The sequence below is a fragment of the Sphingomonas sp. GC_Shp_6 genome (genome assembly GCF_026540835.1).
In the GTDB taxonomy this organism is placed as follows: domain Bacteria; phylum Pseudomonadota; class Alphaproteobacteria; order Sphingomonadales; family Sphingomonadaceae; genus Sphingomonas.
This window is the reverse complement of record NZ_JALNUO010000002.1, coordinates 309,941-326,660: the sequence shown is the minus strand read 5'-3', so window position 1 is coordinate 326,660 and position 16,720 is coordinate 309,941. Positions and strand designations below refer to the sequence as shown.

Genomic DNA, 16,720 nt, shown 5'->3' with positions numbered 1-16,720 from the left:
CGCGGGTCCGCTCGGCAGGCGGAGCTTGGTACATGGCGAACGTGGCAGTCATCGGCGCGCAATGGGGCGACGAGGGCAAGGGCAAGATCGTCGATTGGCTCGCGAGCCGCGCCGACATGGTGGTGCGCTTCCAGGGCGGCCACAATGCCGGCCACACGCTCGTCGTGGGCGACAGCACCTATAAATTGTCGTTGCTTCCGTCGGGGCTGGTGCGCGGGACGCCCTCGGTGATCGGCAACGGCGTGGTGCTCGATCCCTGGGCGCTTCGCGACGAGATCGCCCGGCTCGGCGCCCAGGGCGTGGTCGCCACGCCCGACACGCTGCGCATCGCCGACACCTGCGCGCTGATCCTGCCGTTCCACCGCGACCTCGACGCGCTGCGCGAGGATGCGAGCGGCGCGGGCAAGATCGGCACGACGCGGCGCGGCATCGGGCCGGCCTATGAGGACAAGGTCGGCCGCCGCGCCATCCGGGTGTGCGATCTGGCGCATCTGGACGATCTGGGCGCGCAGCTCGACCGGCTGACCGCGCATCACGACGCGTTGCGGGCGGGTTTCGGCGAGCCGCCGATCGATCGCGCGCGGCTCCTGTCCGATCTGCGCGAGATCGCGGGCTTCGTCCTGTCCTTCGCCAAGCCCGTCTGGCGCGACCTGAACGCGGCGCGCGCGGGCGGCAAGCGGATCCTGTTCGAGGGCGCACAGGGCGTTCTGCTCGACAACGATCACGGCACCTATCCCTTCGTCACCTCGTCCAATACGGTGGCGGGGGCAGCGGCGGCGGGATCGGGCATCGGTCCATCGGGCGTCGGCTTCGTGCTCGGCATCGCCAAGGCCTATACCACCCGCGTCGGCTCCGGACCGTTCCCGACCGAGCTTCACGACGATGTAGGGCAGGGGCTCGGGCAGCGCGGCCATGAATTCGGCACCGTAACCGGCCGCAAGCGGCGCTGCGGGTGGTTCGATGCGGTGCTGGTGCGGCAATCGGCCGCGGTCGGCGGGATCACGGGGATCGCGCTCACCAAGATCGACGTGCTCGACGGGATGAACTCGGTGAAGATCTGCACGGGCTATCGGCTGCGCGGCGAGACGCTCGACTATTTTCCCGCCCATGCCGCGGATCAGGCGCAGGTGGAGCCCGTCTACGAGACGATGGAGGGCTGGCAGGGCACGACCGCGGGCGCGCGGAGCTGGGCCGATCTGCCGGCGCAGGCGATCAAATATATCCGGCGGATCGAAGAGCTGATCGCGTGCCCGGTCGCGCTCGTCTCCACCAGCCCGGAACGCGCCGACACGATCCTGGTGCGCGATCCCTTCGCCGACTGACATGAAAAACCCGGCCGAGCGGGGCTCGGCCGGGTCCGTTATTTTCGCTCGCGGAGCGCGATCAGCGCGGCGGAGTCGTGGTGCCGGTCGTGCTCGTGCCGTTGTTCGAACCGGTGGCTCCGTCCATCGTGCCCATCGTTCCGGTCGTGCCGCCCATGGTACCCGTGGTGCCCATCGTGCCGGTGCTCGTACCACCGCTCATCGTGCCCGTGGTCGAGCTGCCCATCGTGCCCGTGGTGGAGCTACCCATCGAGCCCTTGCGCGAGCCACGACGGCCGCTCGAACGCGTCTGAGTCGTGCTGCCGGTCGACATGCCGGTTCCCATGCCGGTCGTTCCGCTCTGCATCGACGTGCCACCCGAAACCGAACCGGATGCCGAACCAGCGGTGCCACCGGTCGTCTGTGCCATTGCGGCGGCAGGAAGGATCAGCGCCGCAGCGCCTAAGGCCATGATGATGCGCATGTTTTCTCTCCAGGATTGACAGAAGCTCCAACGGTTGGATCGTCCGTCCGTTCCCTGGTCAGCCGCATTGGGCGCGGTGGAGGAGCGCCTGATCCGCTAGAACCAGCGCGACCATCGCCTCCACGACGGGCACGCCGCGGATACCGACACAGGGGTCGTGGCGCCCCTTGGTCGCGATCTCGGTCGCGCTGCCGTCGCGGGCGATCGTCGGCATGGGCGTGAGGATCGAACTGGTCGGCTTGAACGCGACGCGCAGCCGGACGGGCTGACCGGTCGCGATCCCGCCCGCGATCCCGCCGGCATGGTTGGCGAGGAATTCCGGGCCACCGCCCGTTCCCGGCGGCGCGGGCCGCATCGGATCGGCATTGGCCTCGCCGGACAGCGCGGCGGCGGCGAACCCGTCGCCGATCTCGACGCCCTTCACCGCGTTGATCCCCATGCACGCCGCCGCAAGCTCGCTGTCGAGCTTGGCGTAGAGCGGTGCACCCCAGCCGGCGGGCACGCCCCTCGCCTCTGCCGCGATCACCGCGCCGAGCGACGATCCGGCCTTGCGCGCATCATCGACCAGCGCTTCCCACCGCACGGCCGCCCGCGCATCGGGGCAGAAGAACGGGTTGGCATCGATCTGCGCATCGTCGAAATTGGCCGGATCGATCGCGTCGCCGCCGATCGCCTCGACCCAGGCGCGGACGCGGACCTGCGGGATCACCAGCCGGGCCACCGCGCCCGCCGCCACGCGCGAGGCGGTCTCGCGCGCGGACGAGCGGCCCCCGCCGTGGGGATCGCGAAACCCGTATTTGGCGTCATAGGCGTAATCGGCATGGCCCGGCCGATAGGCGCAGGCCACCTCGGAATAATCCTTCGATCGCTGATCGACATTCTCGATCATCAGGCTGATCGGCGTGCCCGTCGTGTGCCCCTCGTACACGCCCGACAGGATGCGCACCGCATCGGGCTCGCGGCGCTGCGTCGTGAAGCGCGAGGTGCCGGGGCGGCGCCGGTCGAGCCAGGGCTGGATATCGGCTTCGGCGAGCGCGATCCCTGGCGGGCAGCCATCGACCACCACGCCGATCGCCGGCCCGTGGCTTTCTCCCCAGGTGGTGAAGCGGAAGACGCGGCCGAAGCTGTTCCAGCTCACGCCAGCGCGATGTCCGGCGCGTCTTCGGCCTTCATGCCGATGACGTTGTAACCCGCGTCGACATGGTGGATTTCGCCCGTCACGCCGCTCGCCAGATCGGAGAGCAGGTACAGGCCGGCGCCGCCCACATCCTCGATCGTGACGTTGCGCTTCAGCGGGGAATTCAGCTCGTTCCACTTCATAATATAGTTGAAGTCGCCGATGCCGCGCGCCGCCAGCGTCTGGATGGGGCCCGCCGAGATCGCATTCACGCGGATCGCGTCGCGGCCCAGATCGACCGCGAGATATTTGACGCTCGTCTCCAGCGCGGCCTTGGCGAGCCCCATGACATTGTAATGCGGGATGACCTTCTCGGCGCCGTAATAGCTGAGCGTCAGCAGGCTGCCGCCATCGGGCATCATGCGCGCCGCGCGCTGCGCCACCGCCACGAACGAATAGACGCTGATGTTCATCGTCATGGCGAAATTGTCGAGCGTGGTGTCGGCGAAACGGCCGCGAAGCTGGGTCTTGTCGGAAAAGCCGATCGCATGGACGACGAAATCGATCGTCGGCCAGGCATTGCTCAATTCGGCGAAGGTGGCGTCGAGCGCATCCATGTCGGACACGTCGCAATCGAAGAGGCGCGCGACGCCGAGTTGCTCGGCGAGCGGGCGCACCCGCTTTTCCATCGCTGCGCCCTGATAGCTGAACGCGAGTTCGGCGCCCGCGTCGGACAGCTTCTTCGCGATCCCCCATGCGAGCGATTTGTCGTTCGCCAGACCCATGATGAGTCCGCGCTTGCCCGCCATCAAACCGTTCACGCGACCACTGCCTCCATCGTTGTGCCGTGGGCCGTCTGTAGCGCCGGTTCGGGTGGTTCCGCCAGCGCCGCGTTCAGATGCGCACCGAAGACGAGGCCGAGCCCGATCAGGTAGAAGAACAGCAGCGCGACGATCACGCCCGCCAGGCTGCCATAGGTGAGGTCGTATCCGCCGAGCCTCGCCAGCACGAGCGGCAGCGCCGCCGTCATCGTCACCCACCAGACCGTGGTGAACAATGCGCCCGGCCATTTGCGGCAGTTCGTTTCGCGATATTTGGCCGGCGTCACCGAATAGAACAGCATGTAGAGCGCCCCGAACATCACGAGGCCGGGGATCGCGCGCGAAATCCCGATCCACGTCGCGGCGTTCTGCGCGAACGGCAGCAGGCGATAGATGAACTGTTCGACCGCGGTGAGGATGCCCTGAACGAGGAACGACACCAGCGCCAGGATCACCGATGCGATGATGGCGAACGTCGTGCCCAGACGCGAGCGCCACAGCGGCGTCTTGCTCGTGGTGCCATAAGCACGGCGGAAGATGTCGCGGATCGTCTCGACGAAGCTTCCGACCGTCCAAAGCCCGACCAGACCGCCCAGCCACAGCAACGACCCGGTGCGCGCCGCCAGCACGTCGGCGATCGGCTTGCGCAGCAGATCGCCGACATTGGGCGGCAGCACATGGAGGAACGAGCTGACCGCACGCTGCGTCTCCGTGCTCTGCCCGAGCAGCGACAGCACCGCCGCCGCCACGATGAAGAACGGAAACAGCGTCATCAACGCGAGATAGGCGAGGTTCCCGGCATAGATGAACCCGTCATTATAGACGCCCAGACTCGTTCGCTTGAGCACCTGGAAGGCATAGCTGCCGGGCCCGATCTTCGCGAGCTGGTGATCGATCCGAGCGCGAGGGCCCCGGTTCTTGGCCCGGTCTTCCGGGGTCAGCGCATTGGGCTCGTCCATGGGCGTCAGACTCCCATGGCGGCTCTGGGGTTCCCGGCATTCGCCGGCGACCAATGTTCGACGAATTCCCGCAGCGCCGGATCGTCGCCGGGCACGTCCACCATCAGCGTGATGAGCTGGTCGCCGCGGCCACCGCCTTTCTTGTGAAAGCCCTTGCCCTTCAGGCGCAACGTCTTGCCCGATGTCGTGCCCTTGGGGATGGTCAGGTTCACCGGCTTCTCGACGGTCGGCGCGCGGATCGATCCGCCCAGCACCGCCTCGGCGAGCGTGATCGGCAGATCGAGCCGCACGTCGTCGCCGTCGCGGATGAAGAAACGGTGCGACTGCACCTCCAGCGTGACGATCGCATCGCCAGCCCCGCCGGGGCCGCTCTCGCCCTTGCCGGCCAGCTTCATCTGCGTTCCGGTCTCGACGCCGGGGGGCAGCTTCAGGTCGATCGACTTGCCGTCGCCCAGCGTCACGCGCTGCGGGTTGAGCGTCGCGGCATCGATGAAGGGCACCTGGAGCCGATAGGCGATGTTGGCGCCCTTGGGCTGCGGCCGCCGGCCGAATCCGCCGGCGAACCCACCGCCGCCGCCCCGCTGGCCGCCGCCGAACAGCCCCTCGAAGATGTCGCCCATGTCCGCTTCGCCGCCGCCGAATTCATAGCCCTGGCTGCGAAAGCCGCCGCCGGCACCAGCGGGCCGGCCGCCGCCGCCCTGGCCGAAGCCGAACGGCGCCGCGGGATTGCCGTCGCCATCGATCTCGCCGCGATCGAAGCGCGCGCGCTTGTCCTTGTCGTTCAGCAGGTCATAGGCGTTCGTCACCTGGCTGAAGCGCTCGGATGCCTTGGGATTGTCCTTGTTGCGATCGGGATGCAGCTCCTTGGCGAGCTTGCGATACGCTTTCTTGATGTCGGCCTCGGTCGCGCTGCGGGCGACGCCCAAGGTCTGGTACGGATCGGCCATTCTGTCCCCGTTCGGTGTGTTACGGGGATATGTAGGTCATGGGGGCGGGCGCGCCAATCCCGGCCGGCGTTTCGATCGGCGCCACGTCCACGCTGACCGTCATGTCCTGCGCCGCGGATCCCAGCACCACGCCATCGACGGGCGCGATCTCGGTATAGTCGCGCCCCACCGCCATGACGATGTGATCGGCCGCCATCCAGATGCCGTTGGTTGGATCGAGCCCCACCCATCCGATCGCGGGGCCGCACCACAGCAGCACCCAGGCATGGGTCGCATCGGCACCCACCAGACGCGGCTGGCCAGCCGGCGGGATCGTGCGGATATAGCCCGAGGCATAGGCGGCCGGCAGCCCCGCGCCGCGCAGGCCCGCGATCATGATCTGCGCGAAGTCCTGGCAGACGCCGCGGCGCTGGACGAAGGCGTCGTGCGGGGTGGTGTCGACGAAGGTCGCATCGCCGTCATAGACGAATTCGCGCTGGATGCGCTGCGCCAATGCCATCCCCGCCTCCAGCGCGCCGCGACCGGGATCGAGATCGGGCGCACACCAGTCTGCGATGGCACGGTCGAGCGGGATGAGGGGCGAGGGGTAGAGGTAGCCGGCGGGGCCTGCCGCAGAGGCATCGCGGCTGAGCCGCGCCATCGCCGCCACGTCCGCCAGCGTCGGGTCGTCGGGGGAGGGAATGGGGATCAGCCGATCGACCATGATCCGCGACATGCTTTCGATCGTCAGCGTGCGGACGGGCGAATCGACCACCAGCCGGGTGACGTTGGCGAGCCCGGCCTCGGCATGCGCGGGAAAGGTGTGGCCGGCCGGGTGGACGCTCAGCGTATAGGAATCGAGCCGCTGCCCCGGCCAGTCGATCGGCTTCAGCCGCAGGTTGCAGCGCGCGAACTTGACGTTGGCGCCGTAATCGAAGGTCGTGATGTGGCGAATGTCGTAGATCATGCGAGCGTCAGGCCGGTTTCGCGCAAGGGTTCGGCACCTTGCAGGAAATAGCGCCGCGCGATCGCATCCGACAGCGCGCCCAGCCGCCGTTCGATATCGCCCAGCATATCGGCATCGAGCCGGGCGGCGGTCGTGGTGGCGGGAATGGCATTCAGCGCGATGCCCTGGGCCTGTTGCGGCTCGGCCATGCCGTCGTCGTCGAGTACGGGCAATTCGGACAGGCGCTCGACGATCCGCTGCGTCTGATAGGCGAGCGCACGCGGGTTGCCGGGATCCAGCGCGACGAGATCGACCACGGGCACGCGCGCGATCCCGGTGAGGTAACGCTGGCGATAGCTGATCTGGCTGTCGGCGAGATCGAGCAGCGTGGACAGATCGTCCGCGCGGGCACCCGCCATGCCGAACAGGCGGCAGGCGCGCGCGATCGTCGTCGCCCGTTCGATCCGGCGGCCGAGATCGAGGAACCGCCAGGCCGCGGTCCGCCCCATATGCTCGGCCGACAGCCCGGCGATCGCGGCATAGCGGCGCTGGAGCGAGCCGGCGCGGTCGAGCAGCCCGCGGTGCGTGGGAAAGGGCGCCTCGAGCAGCCGGATCATGTCCGCCGACAGCCGGTCGCGCGAGCCGTCGCCGATGGCGCGCGCGTGGCGGTTGAGCGCCGCCACCGATTGCCAAGCGCTATCCTCCATCGCGGTGCGGGCGAAGGCCTGAAGGTCGGCGCGGCGCAGCGACGGCGGATGCGGCGCGGCGCCCGCGCCCGCGATCAGCCCGGCGAGGCGCCCCACCGTCTCGCCCGCGAGCGCCGCGCCGCCATCCGCATCAATCGAATGGCCGAGCAGCACGCGGATCGCGCCGAGCAGCGCCTCGCCGCGTTCGAGATAGCGGCCGAGCCAGAAGAAATTGTCCGCGACGCGGCTGGGCAGCGTGCCGGGATTGCGGCGGATGTGGAGCGAGTCGCTGGCGGGCAGCAGCGAGACGGGCGCGACGGGCTCCGGCCCATGGACGCACACATCGGCGGACCAGGTGCCTTCGCCCATCACCGCGGCGCGGACATCGGCCAGCGCGCCGATCCGCGCGAAGCCACCGGGCAGCACCGTCCAGCCGCCATCGGCCCCGCGCGCCGCGAACACCCGGAGCGTAAAGGGGCGGGCAGCGAGCGCATCCTCCACGACGACGGGCATGGTCGAGAGATGGACCATTTCCTGCCCGACATAATCCTGCGGGCGCCGGGCCATATCCGCGAGCAGCGCTGTGCGCGCATCGCCCGTGATCTCGGCACCCGGCACCGGCAGTCCGCCCGGCAGGCCGAGTGGCGCGGCGGCGAAGGCGGGGCCGATCAGCAGCGAATCGAAGTCCTCGCGCACCCGCGCCGCCTCGTGCGGCTGGCCGCACCACCAGGTCGCGATATTGGGCAGGCGCAGATCCTCGCCCAGCAGCCGCTTGGCGAGCGCGGGCAGGAACGCACCGAAGGCGGGCGCTTCCAGGACGGCAGAGCCCGGCGCGTTCGAGATGACCGCGTTTCCGGCGGCATAGGCGTCGATCAGCCCCGGCACCCCGATCTGCGAGCGCGAATCGAACGCCAGCGGATCGAGCATCCGCGGATCGACCCGGCGCCACAGCGCATCGACGCGCTTCAGCCCGGCGATGGTGCGGACATAGAGCTTGTCCTCCAGCGCGGCGAGATCGGCACCCTCGACCAGCAACAGCCCCAGATAGCGCGCGAGATGCGCCTGTTCGGGATAGGTCGGGTTGTAGCGGCCGGGCGTCAGCAGCCCGATCCGCGGATCGCTGCGCTTGCACAAGGCGGCGAGCCCTTCGCGGAAGGCGGCGAAGAAGGGCGCGTGACGCTGCACGTTCAGCCGCGCCTGCAAGCCGCCGAGCGTGCGCCCAAGCGCCAGCCGGTTTTCGAGCGCATAGCCCGCGCCGGCGGGGGCGCGCAGATGATCGGCCAGCACGAACCATTCGCCGGTGGGCCCGCGGCCGAGATCGATCGCGACGAACTGCAGGTGCCGGCCGCCCGGCGGTTCGATCCCGACCATCGGCCGCAGGAACCCGGCGCTGCCGGCGACGAGCGCGGCGGGCAGCAGGCCGCGTTCGACGAGGCGGGCGGGGCCGTAGAGATCGGCGATCACCGTCTCCATCAGTTCGGCGCGCTGGATCACGCCGCGCGCGATCGCGTTCCACTCCCCGGTGCCGATCAGCAGCGGTACCGGAGAGACGGGCCAGGGCCGTTCGTCCGCCTCGCCGACGATGCGGAAGCCGGTGCCGATATCGGCGGCGTGGCGCTGTACGCGTTCGCGGGCATGGCCGAGATCGTCCGAGGCGACGCTCGCCAGTTCCTCGAACATCGCGGGCCAGGCGGGGTCGTCGCCGCCACCGAGCACGTCGCCGGCATGCGCGTGGGTGCGATACGCCGCGATCCAGCGGCGGGCGTGGACGCTCGCGTCGAACAGGGGGGCGGGATCGCTCGCCATCGCCAATGCTCGTCCGACCCCCGTTTGCACCCCGCCCTTGCTGGACGGTTCGTCGGATCGAGGCAACCGTGAAATGCGCGCGCGCTACAGGTCGGGCAGGGTCTGGTCCGCGACGCCCCATCCGGCGAGCGCCGCCGAGGCCGCCCGCGCGATCAGTTCGTCCGCGTCGGTCACATGGTAGCGCGCCGCGGTGTCGAGGTCGCGCAGCTCGGTCCAGGAGACCGGCGCGGCGACGGGCGCTCCGGCGCGTGCGCGCGCCGAATATGGCATGATCGCGGTGGCGCCGCGCTGGTTGCGCAGCCAATCGATGAAGATCCGCCCCTTGCGCTTCGCCTTGGCCATCACCGCCACGAAGCGTTCGGGCTGGGCACCCGCCAGCGCGCGGGCGAACCGGTCGGCGAAATCCTTCACCTGCGGCCATTCGGCCTCGGGCGTCAGCGGCACGACGACATGGACGCCCTTGCCGCCCGACAGCATCGGGAAACTCGCCAGACCGATCTCTGCCAGTTGGTCGCGCAGATGCTCTGCCGCCGTCTTCGTTTCGCCGAAGCCCAGCCCCTCGTCGGGATCGAGGTCGAACACCATGCGATCGGGCCGTTCGAGCGCGGCATTGGCCGAGCCCCAGCCATGAAATTCGATCGATCCCATCTGAACGCACGCCACCAGCCCGTCGGCATCGTCGACATAGAGATAATTCTCGGTCGATCCGTCCTTTTCGCGGATCGGCACTTGATGGACCTGCTCGCCGAAGCTGCCGGCATCGTGCTTCTGGAAGAAACAGGCGCGGCCACGCCCCTGCGGACAGCGGACCAGGCTGACCGGCCGGTTCGCGACCCAGGGCAGCATGATCGCCGAGACCTGCGCGTAATAATCGGCGAGCATGCCCTTGGTGACATCCGAATCGGGAAAGATCAGCCGGTCGCGGCTGCTGACCTTCACATGGATCTCGGGCGCGGCATCGACTGGCACCGGCGTCTCTGCCACCACCGCGTCCGCCGGCTTGTCCGCGCGCAGGCCGAGAAAGCTCGAATGGCGCAGCACGCCGTCGGGCGTGGTTTCGGCAAAGGCGACTTCGGCGACCATTTCGGGCTTCACCCAGCGCGCGCCGCGCACCGCGGCCTTGGGCGCCTTCACCGTCGGCGTGTCGGCGGCGACGGCGTCGAGCCGTTCACGCAGATCGTCCATGGTCGCCTGGTCGAAGCCGGTGCCGACTTTCCCCGCATAGACGAAACCGTCCTCGCCCTTCACGCCCAGCAGCAGCGACTTGAAGCCGCGCTTCTTGTCGGATGGTAGCCAGCCGACGATCACGAATTCCTGCCGGTGCGTGCATTTGGTCTTCAGCCACGCGGTGGTGCGCTTACCGACATAGGGCGCGTCGGCGCGTTTCGAGACCACGCCTTCCAGCCCCTCGCGACACATCGCTTCGAAAAGCTTCTCGCCCGCGCCGACGATGTGGTCGGCGAACTGGATGCGCTCGCCGCCGGGGATCAACGGGCGCAGCCGTTCCTTGCGATCGAGATTGGCGAGCGGCGTCAGATCCTCGCCGTCCTGCATCAGGATATCGAAGGCGAAGAACGTCATGTCGCCCGCGTTCGCGATCGCGTCCTTCAGCGTCGAGAAATCGGGTTTGCCGTCCTTATAGGCGACGATCTCGCCATCGATCAGCGCGCTCCTCGCAGGGAGCGCCGCGGCGGCCTCGGCGATCGCGGCGAACTTGTCGGTCCAGTCTAGCCCGGTGCGGGTGAAGACCTTCGCCTTGCCGTCCGCGATGGCGATCAGCGCGCGATAGCCATCATATTTCACCTCGTGCAGCCAGGCCCCGCCGGCCGGCACCGCATCGACGAGCGTGCAGAGCTGAAGGTCTCGGAAGAGGGGCGGCACGGCATCATCCCCGGCATGCTTGAGCCGGGTGGCGCGCTTGGGCTTGCGCGACGGTGATGGCGAGGCAGGGGGCGCGGCCTTGCCCTCCGCGATCTCCGCCATGGTACGGCCGGTGGACACGCTGGTGAGCGCATCCTCGACCAACAGGTCGGTGCCGCCCGCTTCCGCATCGGCGACCTTGCGCAACAGCCAGTTCTCGCCGCGCTCCTTGCCGCGCGGTTTCAGGCGGACGAGGATCCATTCGCCTTTCATCCGCTCGCCTTCGAGGACAAAATGAAGATGGCCCTGTTCGATATCCTTCGCGCTCTTGCCCGCGACCGGTGCCCAGGTGCCGCGATCCCACAGCATCACCGTGCCGCCGCCATATTCCCCGGCCGGGATCGTGCCCTCGAACGTCGCATAGGAGAGCGGATGATCCTCGGTGCGCACGGCCAGACGCTTCTCGTCTGGGTCGAGGCTCGGCCCGCGCGTGACCGCCCAGCTTTTCAGCACGCCGTCCACCTCCAGCCGGAAATCCCAGTGGAGCCGGCTGGCGTCGTGCTTCTGCACGATGAACGAATTGCCATTGCCAGGCGCGAGCGTGCCCGCGGGTTCCGCGGTCTTCGCGAAATCGCGTTTGGCGTTGTAGCGCGCGAGCGGATCGGGCTTGGCGTCAGGCACGTTTCTTGGCCGGTGGCTTCCGGGCGGCGGGCTTCTTTTCGGCCGGCGCCTTGTCCGCCGGCTGCTTTGCGGCGGTCGGCTTCCTGGCCGGTGTCTTGTCGGCCGTGGCGCCGCCCATCGACTTCTTCAGCGCCGCCATCAGGTCGACGACGTTCGATCCCGATTTGGTCTCGCCCTTGTCCTCGATGATCGTCTCGCCCTTGGCCTTGCGCTTGCGCTCCACCAGATCCTTCAGCGCATCGACATAGCGGTCGTGAAATTCCTGCGGGTGGAAGGCCGCGGTCTTCTTGTCGATCAGCGCCTGGGCGAGATCGAGCAGTTCCTGATCGGGCTTGTCGTCGGGGATCTCGCGGAAATAGCCTTGCGCCTTGTGCACCTCGTCGGCGTAGCGCAGCGTTTCCAGGACCATGCCGCGCCCGCACGGTTTCAGGCTCACGACATATTCGCGGCCGCGCATCGCGAGCTGGCCGAGCCCGACCTTCTTCGACTGGCGCAGCGCCTCGCGCAGCACGATGAACGCCTCCTCCGCCAGATCGTCGGCGGGGACGACGAAATAGGGCTTTTCGTAATACAGCACGTCGATCTCGCTCGCATCGACGAACTGGGTGAGTTCGAGGGTCTTTTTCGATTCGAGCTTCACCGCGTCGATCTCGTCCTGCTGGAGCAGGACATATTCGCCCTTCGAGACTTCATAGCCTTTCATGATCTCGTCGGTGTCCACCGGGCCCACGCCCGTCACCACCTTCTCGTAATGGATCGGCTGCCCCGAGGGTTCGTGGATCTGCTTGAAGGAAATCGCCGCGCCGGATTTGGTCGCCGAATAGATCTCGACCGGGATCGACACCAGCGCGAGCCGGATCTGTCCCTGCCAGTAAGCGCGCGCGGCCATGCCTGTTCCTCGTTGCGGATCCGATTCAATCATCGGCAGCGGGAGTCGTTCCGCCGGTTTCGCCGGGCACGCGATCCCGCTATGGGGCGGCGATGGCCGACGATCCCTTTGCACTGTTCGATAGCTGGTTCGCCGAAGCGAACGCGAGCGAACCCAATGATCCCAATGCGATGGCGCTCGCCACCGTCGGTACGGACGGCCGCCCGACGTCGCGCATGGTGCTGCTGAAGGGGCATGGCCCCGATGGTTTCGTGTTCTACACCAATCGCGAAAGCCGCAAGGCGGGCGAGTTGGCGCAGAATGCCGAGGCGGCGTTGCTGTTCCACTGGAAGTCGCTGCGCCGGCAGATCCGGATCGAAGGATCGGTCGTGCTGGCGAGCGACGCCGAGTCGGATGCCTATTTCGCCTCGCGCGGGCGTGATTCCCGGCTCGGCGCCTGGGCATCGGACCAGTCCCGGCCGCTCGACGCGCGCGAGACGTTCGAGGCGCGGTTCGCCGCGATGCAGGCGCGATTCGAAGGGCAGGACGTTCCCCGGCCGCCGCATTGGGGCGGCTACCGCGTGACTCCCCGCGCGATCGAATTTTGGCAGGATCGCGCGCACCGGCTGCACGAGCGCCGGCTGTTCACGCGCACCGATACGGGCTGGAACGAGGGATTGCTGTTCCCATGACTCAGGACGAACGCAGGAAGGTGATCCCGCTCGCGACGCGCGCCGCGCTGGCGAGCGTTGCGATGGCGACCGCGCTGCTCGTGCTGAAGGGCGTGGGCGCGTGGTTCACCGGGTCGATCGCGATGCTCGGGTCGCTCGCCGATACCGGGCTCGATCTGCTCGCCAGCCTCGTCACGCTGTACGGCGTCCGCCTCGCCGCGACGCCCGCCGATCACGACCACCGGTTCGGCCATGGCAAGGCGGAGGCGCTGGCGGCGCTGTTCCAGGTGGGGCTCATCACCGCCTCGGCGGTGGGCATCGCGTGGCGCGCGATCCTGGCGTTCGGCGAGAATACGCCCACCAGCGACGCGAATTTCGGCATCGGCGTCTCGGTCGCGGCGATCGCGGCGACCGCGGTGCTGCTCTGGTATCAGCGCCAGGTGATCCGCCAGACGGGATCGGTCGCGATCCTGGCGGACAACGTCCATTATCAGTCCGATGTGGCGCTGAACGGATCGGTGATCGTCGCGCTGGTTCTCGATCAATATCTGGGCTGGCACAAGGCCGATCCGGTCTTCGGCATCGTGATCGCGCTGTGGCTCGCCTGGGGCGCGTTCCAGGCGTCGTCGAGCGCGATCGATCAGTTGATGGACAAGGAATGGCCCGAGGATCAGCGCATCGCGTTCCTCGACGTGGCGGCGCGGCAGGAGGGACTGAAGGGCATTCACGATTTCCGCACCCGCCGTTCGGGTGCGCATGATTTCGCGCAGTTCCACATGGAGGTCGATCGCGATCTGACGGTGGGCGCGGCGCATGATCTGGTCGAGGCGGTCGAGCATAATCTGCGCCGCGCCTTTCCCAAGGTGGAAGTGCTGATCCACCTCGATCCCGAAGGCCATGTCGATACCGACAATCCGCTGATCGAGGCGGACGTGACCCCCCATTGGTTCGGGAAGCGAATCTGATGCGCATTCCCTTCACCCAGATCGATGCGTTCGCCGATGGCCCGTTCGGCGGCAACCCCGCGGCAGTGATGCCGCTGGCCGCATGGCTGGACGATGCCGTGCTGCTGGCGATCGCGGCCGAGAACAACCTGTCGGAAACCGCCTTCCTCGTTCCCGCGGACGGGACGGAGGCGGATTTCGAGCTGCGCTGGTTCACACCCGCGGCCGAAGTCGCTCTATGCGGCCACGCCACCTTCGCCAGCGGCCATATGGTGCTGTCGTCCGATCCCGCGATCGATCGCGTGCGCTTCGCGACGCGGCGCGCCGGGATCCTCGAAGTGGCGCGAGACGGCGCCGGCTATCGGATGCGGCTGCCGGCCTGGGCCCCGTCGCCGCGGCCACTCGACTCGATCGTCGCCGCACTCGGCTTGGCGCCCGAAGCGGTCGAGGCGACCTTGTGGCACGAGAAGGGCTATGCGCTCGTCATCGTCGGCGACGAAGCGCGCGTGCAGGATTGCGCGCCCGACATGCGCGCGCTAGCGGCCGAGGGCGGGATCGTGGCGATCGTCGCTGCGGCAGGCGCCGGTGGCGCCGGCGCGACCGACATCGTGAGCCGGGTGTTCGTGCCCGCCTTTGGCATCGACGAGGATCCGGTGACGGGCTCTGCCCATGCGGTGATGGTGCCCTATTGGGCGCAGCGCCTCGGCCGTGACCGGTTCACCGCGTTCCAGGCGAGCGCGCGGGGTGGCCGACTGACCTGCACGCTGGCAGGCGACCACGTGATCCTCGGGGGCACGTGCGTCACCGTGATCGAAGGCACGTTCCTGCTGCCTTAACGCCCCGGCTTGCGACTCCGGCCGCGCGTCATCGGATCGGGCTTTGTCGGCTTCACCCAGCCTTCGGGCGGCGTCATCCGCTGCTGGCTGGTGCCGAGGCCCATCGCGCCCGGCTGTTGGCGCGTAAGGCCGGCGGTGTCGGCCGCGCTATCGTCGGCGCCGCCGCGCAACAGGCTGATCCGGTCGCGCAGCCGCTGCGCTTCCTCGAAATCGAGCCGCGCGGCGGCGGCTTCCATCGCGGTGCGCAGCTCCTCGATGGTCATGCCGCGATCCGCGCCGCCTCGGTCGCCGCGATCCAGCCGCCGCCGAGCACCCGTTCTTCCGCATAGAGCACCGCGGCCTGGCCCGGGGCGACGCCATATTCGGGCGCGTCGAACACCACCCGGTCTCCCACGAGGCGCGCGGGCACCGGCTTGGCCATCGAGCGCACCTTGGCGGTGAGCGGCCCCATAAAATCGCCGCCCAGCCAGTTCATCCGCTCGATCCGCGCCGCGCCGACCGCCAGTGCGGCACGCGGGCCCACGACGACGCGCCGCGTCTCGGGTTCGAGCCGGACGACATAGAGCGGTTCGGGCGTGCCGCCGATCTCGAGCCCGCGGCGCTGCCCCACGGTGAAGTGGATCAGGCCGCGATGCTCGCCCATCTTGGCGCCGGCGAGATCGACGATGTCGCCCGTGGTGTCGATGCCGGGCCGCAGCTTCTTCACCAGCCCGGCATAATCGCCGTCGGGGACAAAGCAGATATCCTGGCTGTCCGGCTTGGCCGCGACGCCCAGGCCGATCTCGGCAGCGATCTCGCGCACCCGCGTCTTGGGCAGGGCGCCCAGCGGAAAGCGCAGATAATCGAGCTGCGCCTGCGTCGTCGCGAACAGGAAATAGCTTTGGTCGCGCGCCGGATCCGCGCCGCGGTGGAGTTCGGCCCCGTGCTGGCCCTCGATCCGGCGGACATAATGGCCGGTGGCGAGGCAATCGGCCCCCAGATCGCGGGCGAGCGCCAGCAGATCGGTGAATTTCGGGCCCATATTGCACTGGACGCAAGGGATCGGAGTGCGCCCGGCGAGGTAATCGTCCGCGAACGCGTCGACCACCTGCGTGCGGAAGCGCGTTTCATGGTCGAAGACATAATGGGCGATGCCCAGCCGGTCGCACACCGCGCGCGCATCGCGGATGTCGCGCCCGGCGCAGCACGATCCGGCACGCCCCACCGCTTCGCCATGATCGTAGAGCTGGAGCGTGACGCCGATCGTCTCCGCGCCCGTCGCATGCGCCAGCGCGGCCACCACCGAACTGTCGACGCCGCCCGACATCGCCACCACGATGCGCTTGGTGCCCGCCGCGGGGCCGAGCTGGAAATCCACCTTGTCCATGATGCGACCGCTCTACAGCAGGCGGCGCGGCCATGCAAAATCGCGTGGGTTCACGAAGCGTTGCACCGGGCTTTACCCCGCCTTCACCCCCTCGCGCCTAGAGCGGCGATCCCGAACATGACGATGGTGCCCGCGCGTTGGATCTGAGCTTTCCCCGTTTCGACAAATCCCGCGAGCTCGGCACGTGCGAGCTCGCGGTGCTGCGCGGGGATCTGTCGGTGCTGCTGGTGGGGATCGTCGCACGCCAGGTGTCCAGCCCCACCGCGGGGATACAGGCGCTGTTCCTGCCCGACCCCGACTCGCGGCTGTTCGCGCCGCTCGACGGCGCGTTCAACGGCCAGATGGCCCGGGCGCTCATTCGCTGGAAAGACGGATGAAGACTGCGTTTACCCAAGGATTTCAGGCGATCTTCAAGCCCGCCCGTTATCGCCGAGCATGGAATTTGGAA

16 protein-coding genes are annotated in these 16,720 nt (G+C 68.5%); 5 read left to right on the top strand and 11 right to left on the bottom strand.

Annotated features, from left to right (window positions below):
• Positions 1-32: 32 nt before the first annotated feature.
• Entirely contained in the window at positions 33-1,322 is a 1,290-nt protein-coding gene (locus OXQ95_RS04170; protein WP_242095978.1) for an adenylosuccinate synthase, read from the top strand.
• A gap of 61 nt (positions 1,323-1,383) precedes the next feature.
• On the opposite strand, the gene OXQ95_RS04165 is transcribed toward OXQ95_RS04170, so the two are convergent.
• The 9 genes from OXQ95_RS04165 to OXQ95_RS04125 form a co-directional block, all read right to left on the bottom strand.
• Positions 1,384-1,785 carry a hypothetical protein gene (locus OXQ95_RS04165; protein ID WP_267379975.1) on the bottom strand — a complete coding sequence of 134 codons (402 nt, stop codon included), beginning with the start codon at positions 1,783-1,785 and terminating at the stop codon, positions 1,384-1,386.
• A 58-nt stretch (positions 1,786-1,843) separates the two neighbouring features.
• Positions 1,844-2,923, bottom strand: coding sequence for a chorismate synthase (aroC, locus tag OXQ95_RS04160; protein WP_267379972.1), 1,080 nt, complete (start codon positions 2,921-2,923; stop codon positions 1,844-1,846).
• Complete coding sequence (fabI, locus tag OXQ95_RS04155) at positions 2,920-3,711, bottom strand: enoyl-ACP reductase FabI (protein WP_242096266.1); 792 nt, start codon at positions 3,709-3,711, stop codon at positions 2,920-2,922. The genes aroC and fabI overlap by 4 nt, the downstream gene beginning before the upstream one ends.
• 8 nt (positions 3,712-3,719) lie before the next feature.
• Positions 3,720-4,682, bottom strand: a complete 963-nt coding sequence (locus OXQ95_RS04150; protein ID WP_267379969.1) for a YihY/virulence factor BrkB family protein — start codon at positions 4,680-4,682, stop codon at positions 3,720-3,722.
• Between the two features lie 5 nt (positions 4,683-4,687).
• Complete coding sequence (locus OXQ95_RS04145) at positions 4,688-5,629, bottom strand: DnaJ C-terminal domain-containing protein (protein ID WP_267379966.1); 942 nt, start codon at positions 5,627-5,629, stop codon at positions 4,688-4,690.
• A gap of 19 nt (positions 5,630-5,648) precedes the next feature.
• Positions 5,649-6,575, bottom strand: coding sequence for a transglutaminase family protein (locus OXQ95_RS04140; RefSeq protein WP_267379963.1), 927 nt, complete (start codon positions 6,573-6,575; stop codon positions 5,649-5,651).
• Positions 6,572-9,046 (bottom strand): circularly permuted type 2 ATP-grasp protein, encoded by a 2,475-nt coding sequence (locus tag OXQ95_RS04135; protein WP_267379960.1) that lies wholly within the window; start codon positions 9,044-9,046, stop codon positions 6,572-6,574. The genes OXQ95_RS04140 and OXQ95_RS04135 overlap by 4 nt, the downstream gene beginning before the upstream one ends.
• A gap of 84 nt (positions 9,047-9,130) precedes the next feature.
• Positions 9,131-11,587: a DNA ligase D gene (gene ligD, locus OXQ95_RS04130; RefSeq protein ID WP_267379957.1), complete on the bottom strand. Its 2,457-nt coding sequence runs from the start codon at positions 11,585-11,587 to the stop codon at positions 9,131-9,133.
• Positions 11,580-12,476 (bottom strand): Ku protein, encoded by an 897-nt coding sequence (locus OXQ95_RS04125; protein ID WP_267379954.1) that lies wholly within the window; start codon positions 12,474-12,476, stop codon positions 11,580-11,582. Before OXQ95_RS04125 ends, ligD begins: the two co-directional genes overlap by 8 nt.
• A gap of 92 nt (positions 12,477-12,568) precedes the next feature.
• Between OXQ95_RS04125 and pdxH the strand changes: the two genes are divergently transcribed.
• Genes pdxH through OXQ95_RS04110 form a run of 3 tightly spaced genes read left to right on the top strand, consistent with a single transcriptional unit; the run spans position 12,569 to position 14,906 of the window.
• Complete coding sequence (gene pdxH / locus OXQ95_RS04120) at positions 12,569-13,147, top strand: pyridoxamine 5'-phosphate oxidase (protein ID WP_267379951.1); 579 nt, start codon at positions 12,569-12,571, stop codon at positions 13,145-13,147.
• Positions 13,144-14,091: a cation diffusion facilitator family transporter gene (locus OXQ95_RS04115; RefSeq protein ID WP_267379948.1), complete on the top strand. Its 948-nt coding sequence runs from the start codon at positions 13,144-13,146 to the stop codon at positions 14,089-14,091. The genes pdxH and OXQ95_RS04115 overlap by 4 nt, the downstream gene beginning before the upstream one ends.
• A complete protein-coding gene (locus OXQ95_RS04110; protein WP_267379945.1) occupies positions 14,091-14,906 on the top strand; it encodes a PhzF family phenazine biosynthesis protein in 816 nt (271 codons plus the stop codon). Before OXQ95_RS04115 ends, OXQ95_RS04110 begins: the two co-directional genes overlap by 1 nt.
• On the opposite strand, the gene OXQ95_RS04105 is transcribed toward OXQ95_RS04110, so the two are convergent.
• Both OXQ95_RS04105 and mnmA read right to left on the bottom strand, forming a co-directional pair.
• Positions 14,903-15,169, bottom strand: a complete 267-nt coding sequence (locus OXQ95_RS04105) for a UvrB/UvrC motif-containing protein (RefSeq protein ID WP_242095990.1) — start codon at positions 15,167-15,169, stop codon at positions 14,903-14,905. The genes OXQ95_RS04110 and OXQ95_RS04105 overlap by 4 nt on opposite strands.
• A complete protein-coding gene (mnmA, locus tag OXQ95_RS04100) occupies positions 15,166-16,272 on the bottom strand; it encodes a tRNA 2-thiouridine(34) synthase MnmA (protein ID WP_242095991.1) in 1,107 nt (368 codons plus the stop codon). The genes OXQ95_RS04105 and mnmA overlap by 4 nt, the downstream gene beginning before the upstream one ends.
• Positions 16,273-16,409: 137 nt before the next feature.
• On the opposite strand from mnmA, the gene OXQ95_RS04095 reads away from it, so the two are divergent.
• Positions 16,410-16,649 carry a hypothetical protein gene (locus tag OXQ95_RS04095; protein ID WP_242095992.1) on the top strand — a complete coding sequence of 80 codons (240 nt, stop codon included), beginning with the start codon at positions 16,410-16,412 and terminating at the stop codon, positions 16,647-16,649.
• Positions 16,650-16,720 lie beyond the last annotated feature (71 nt).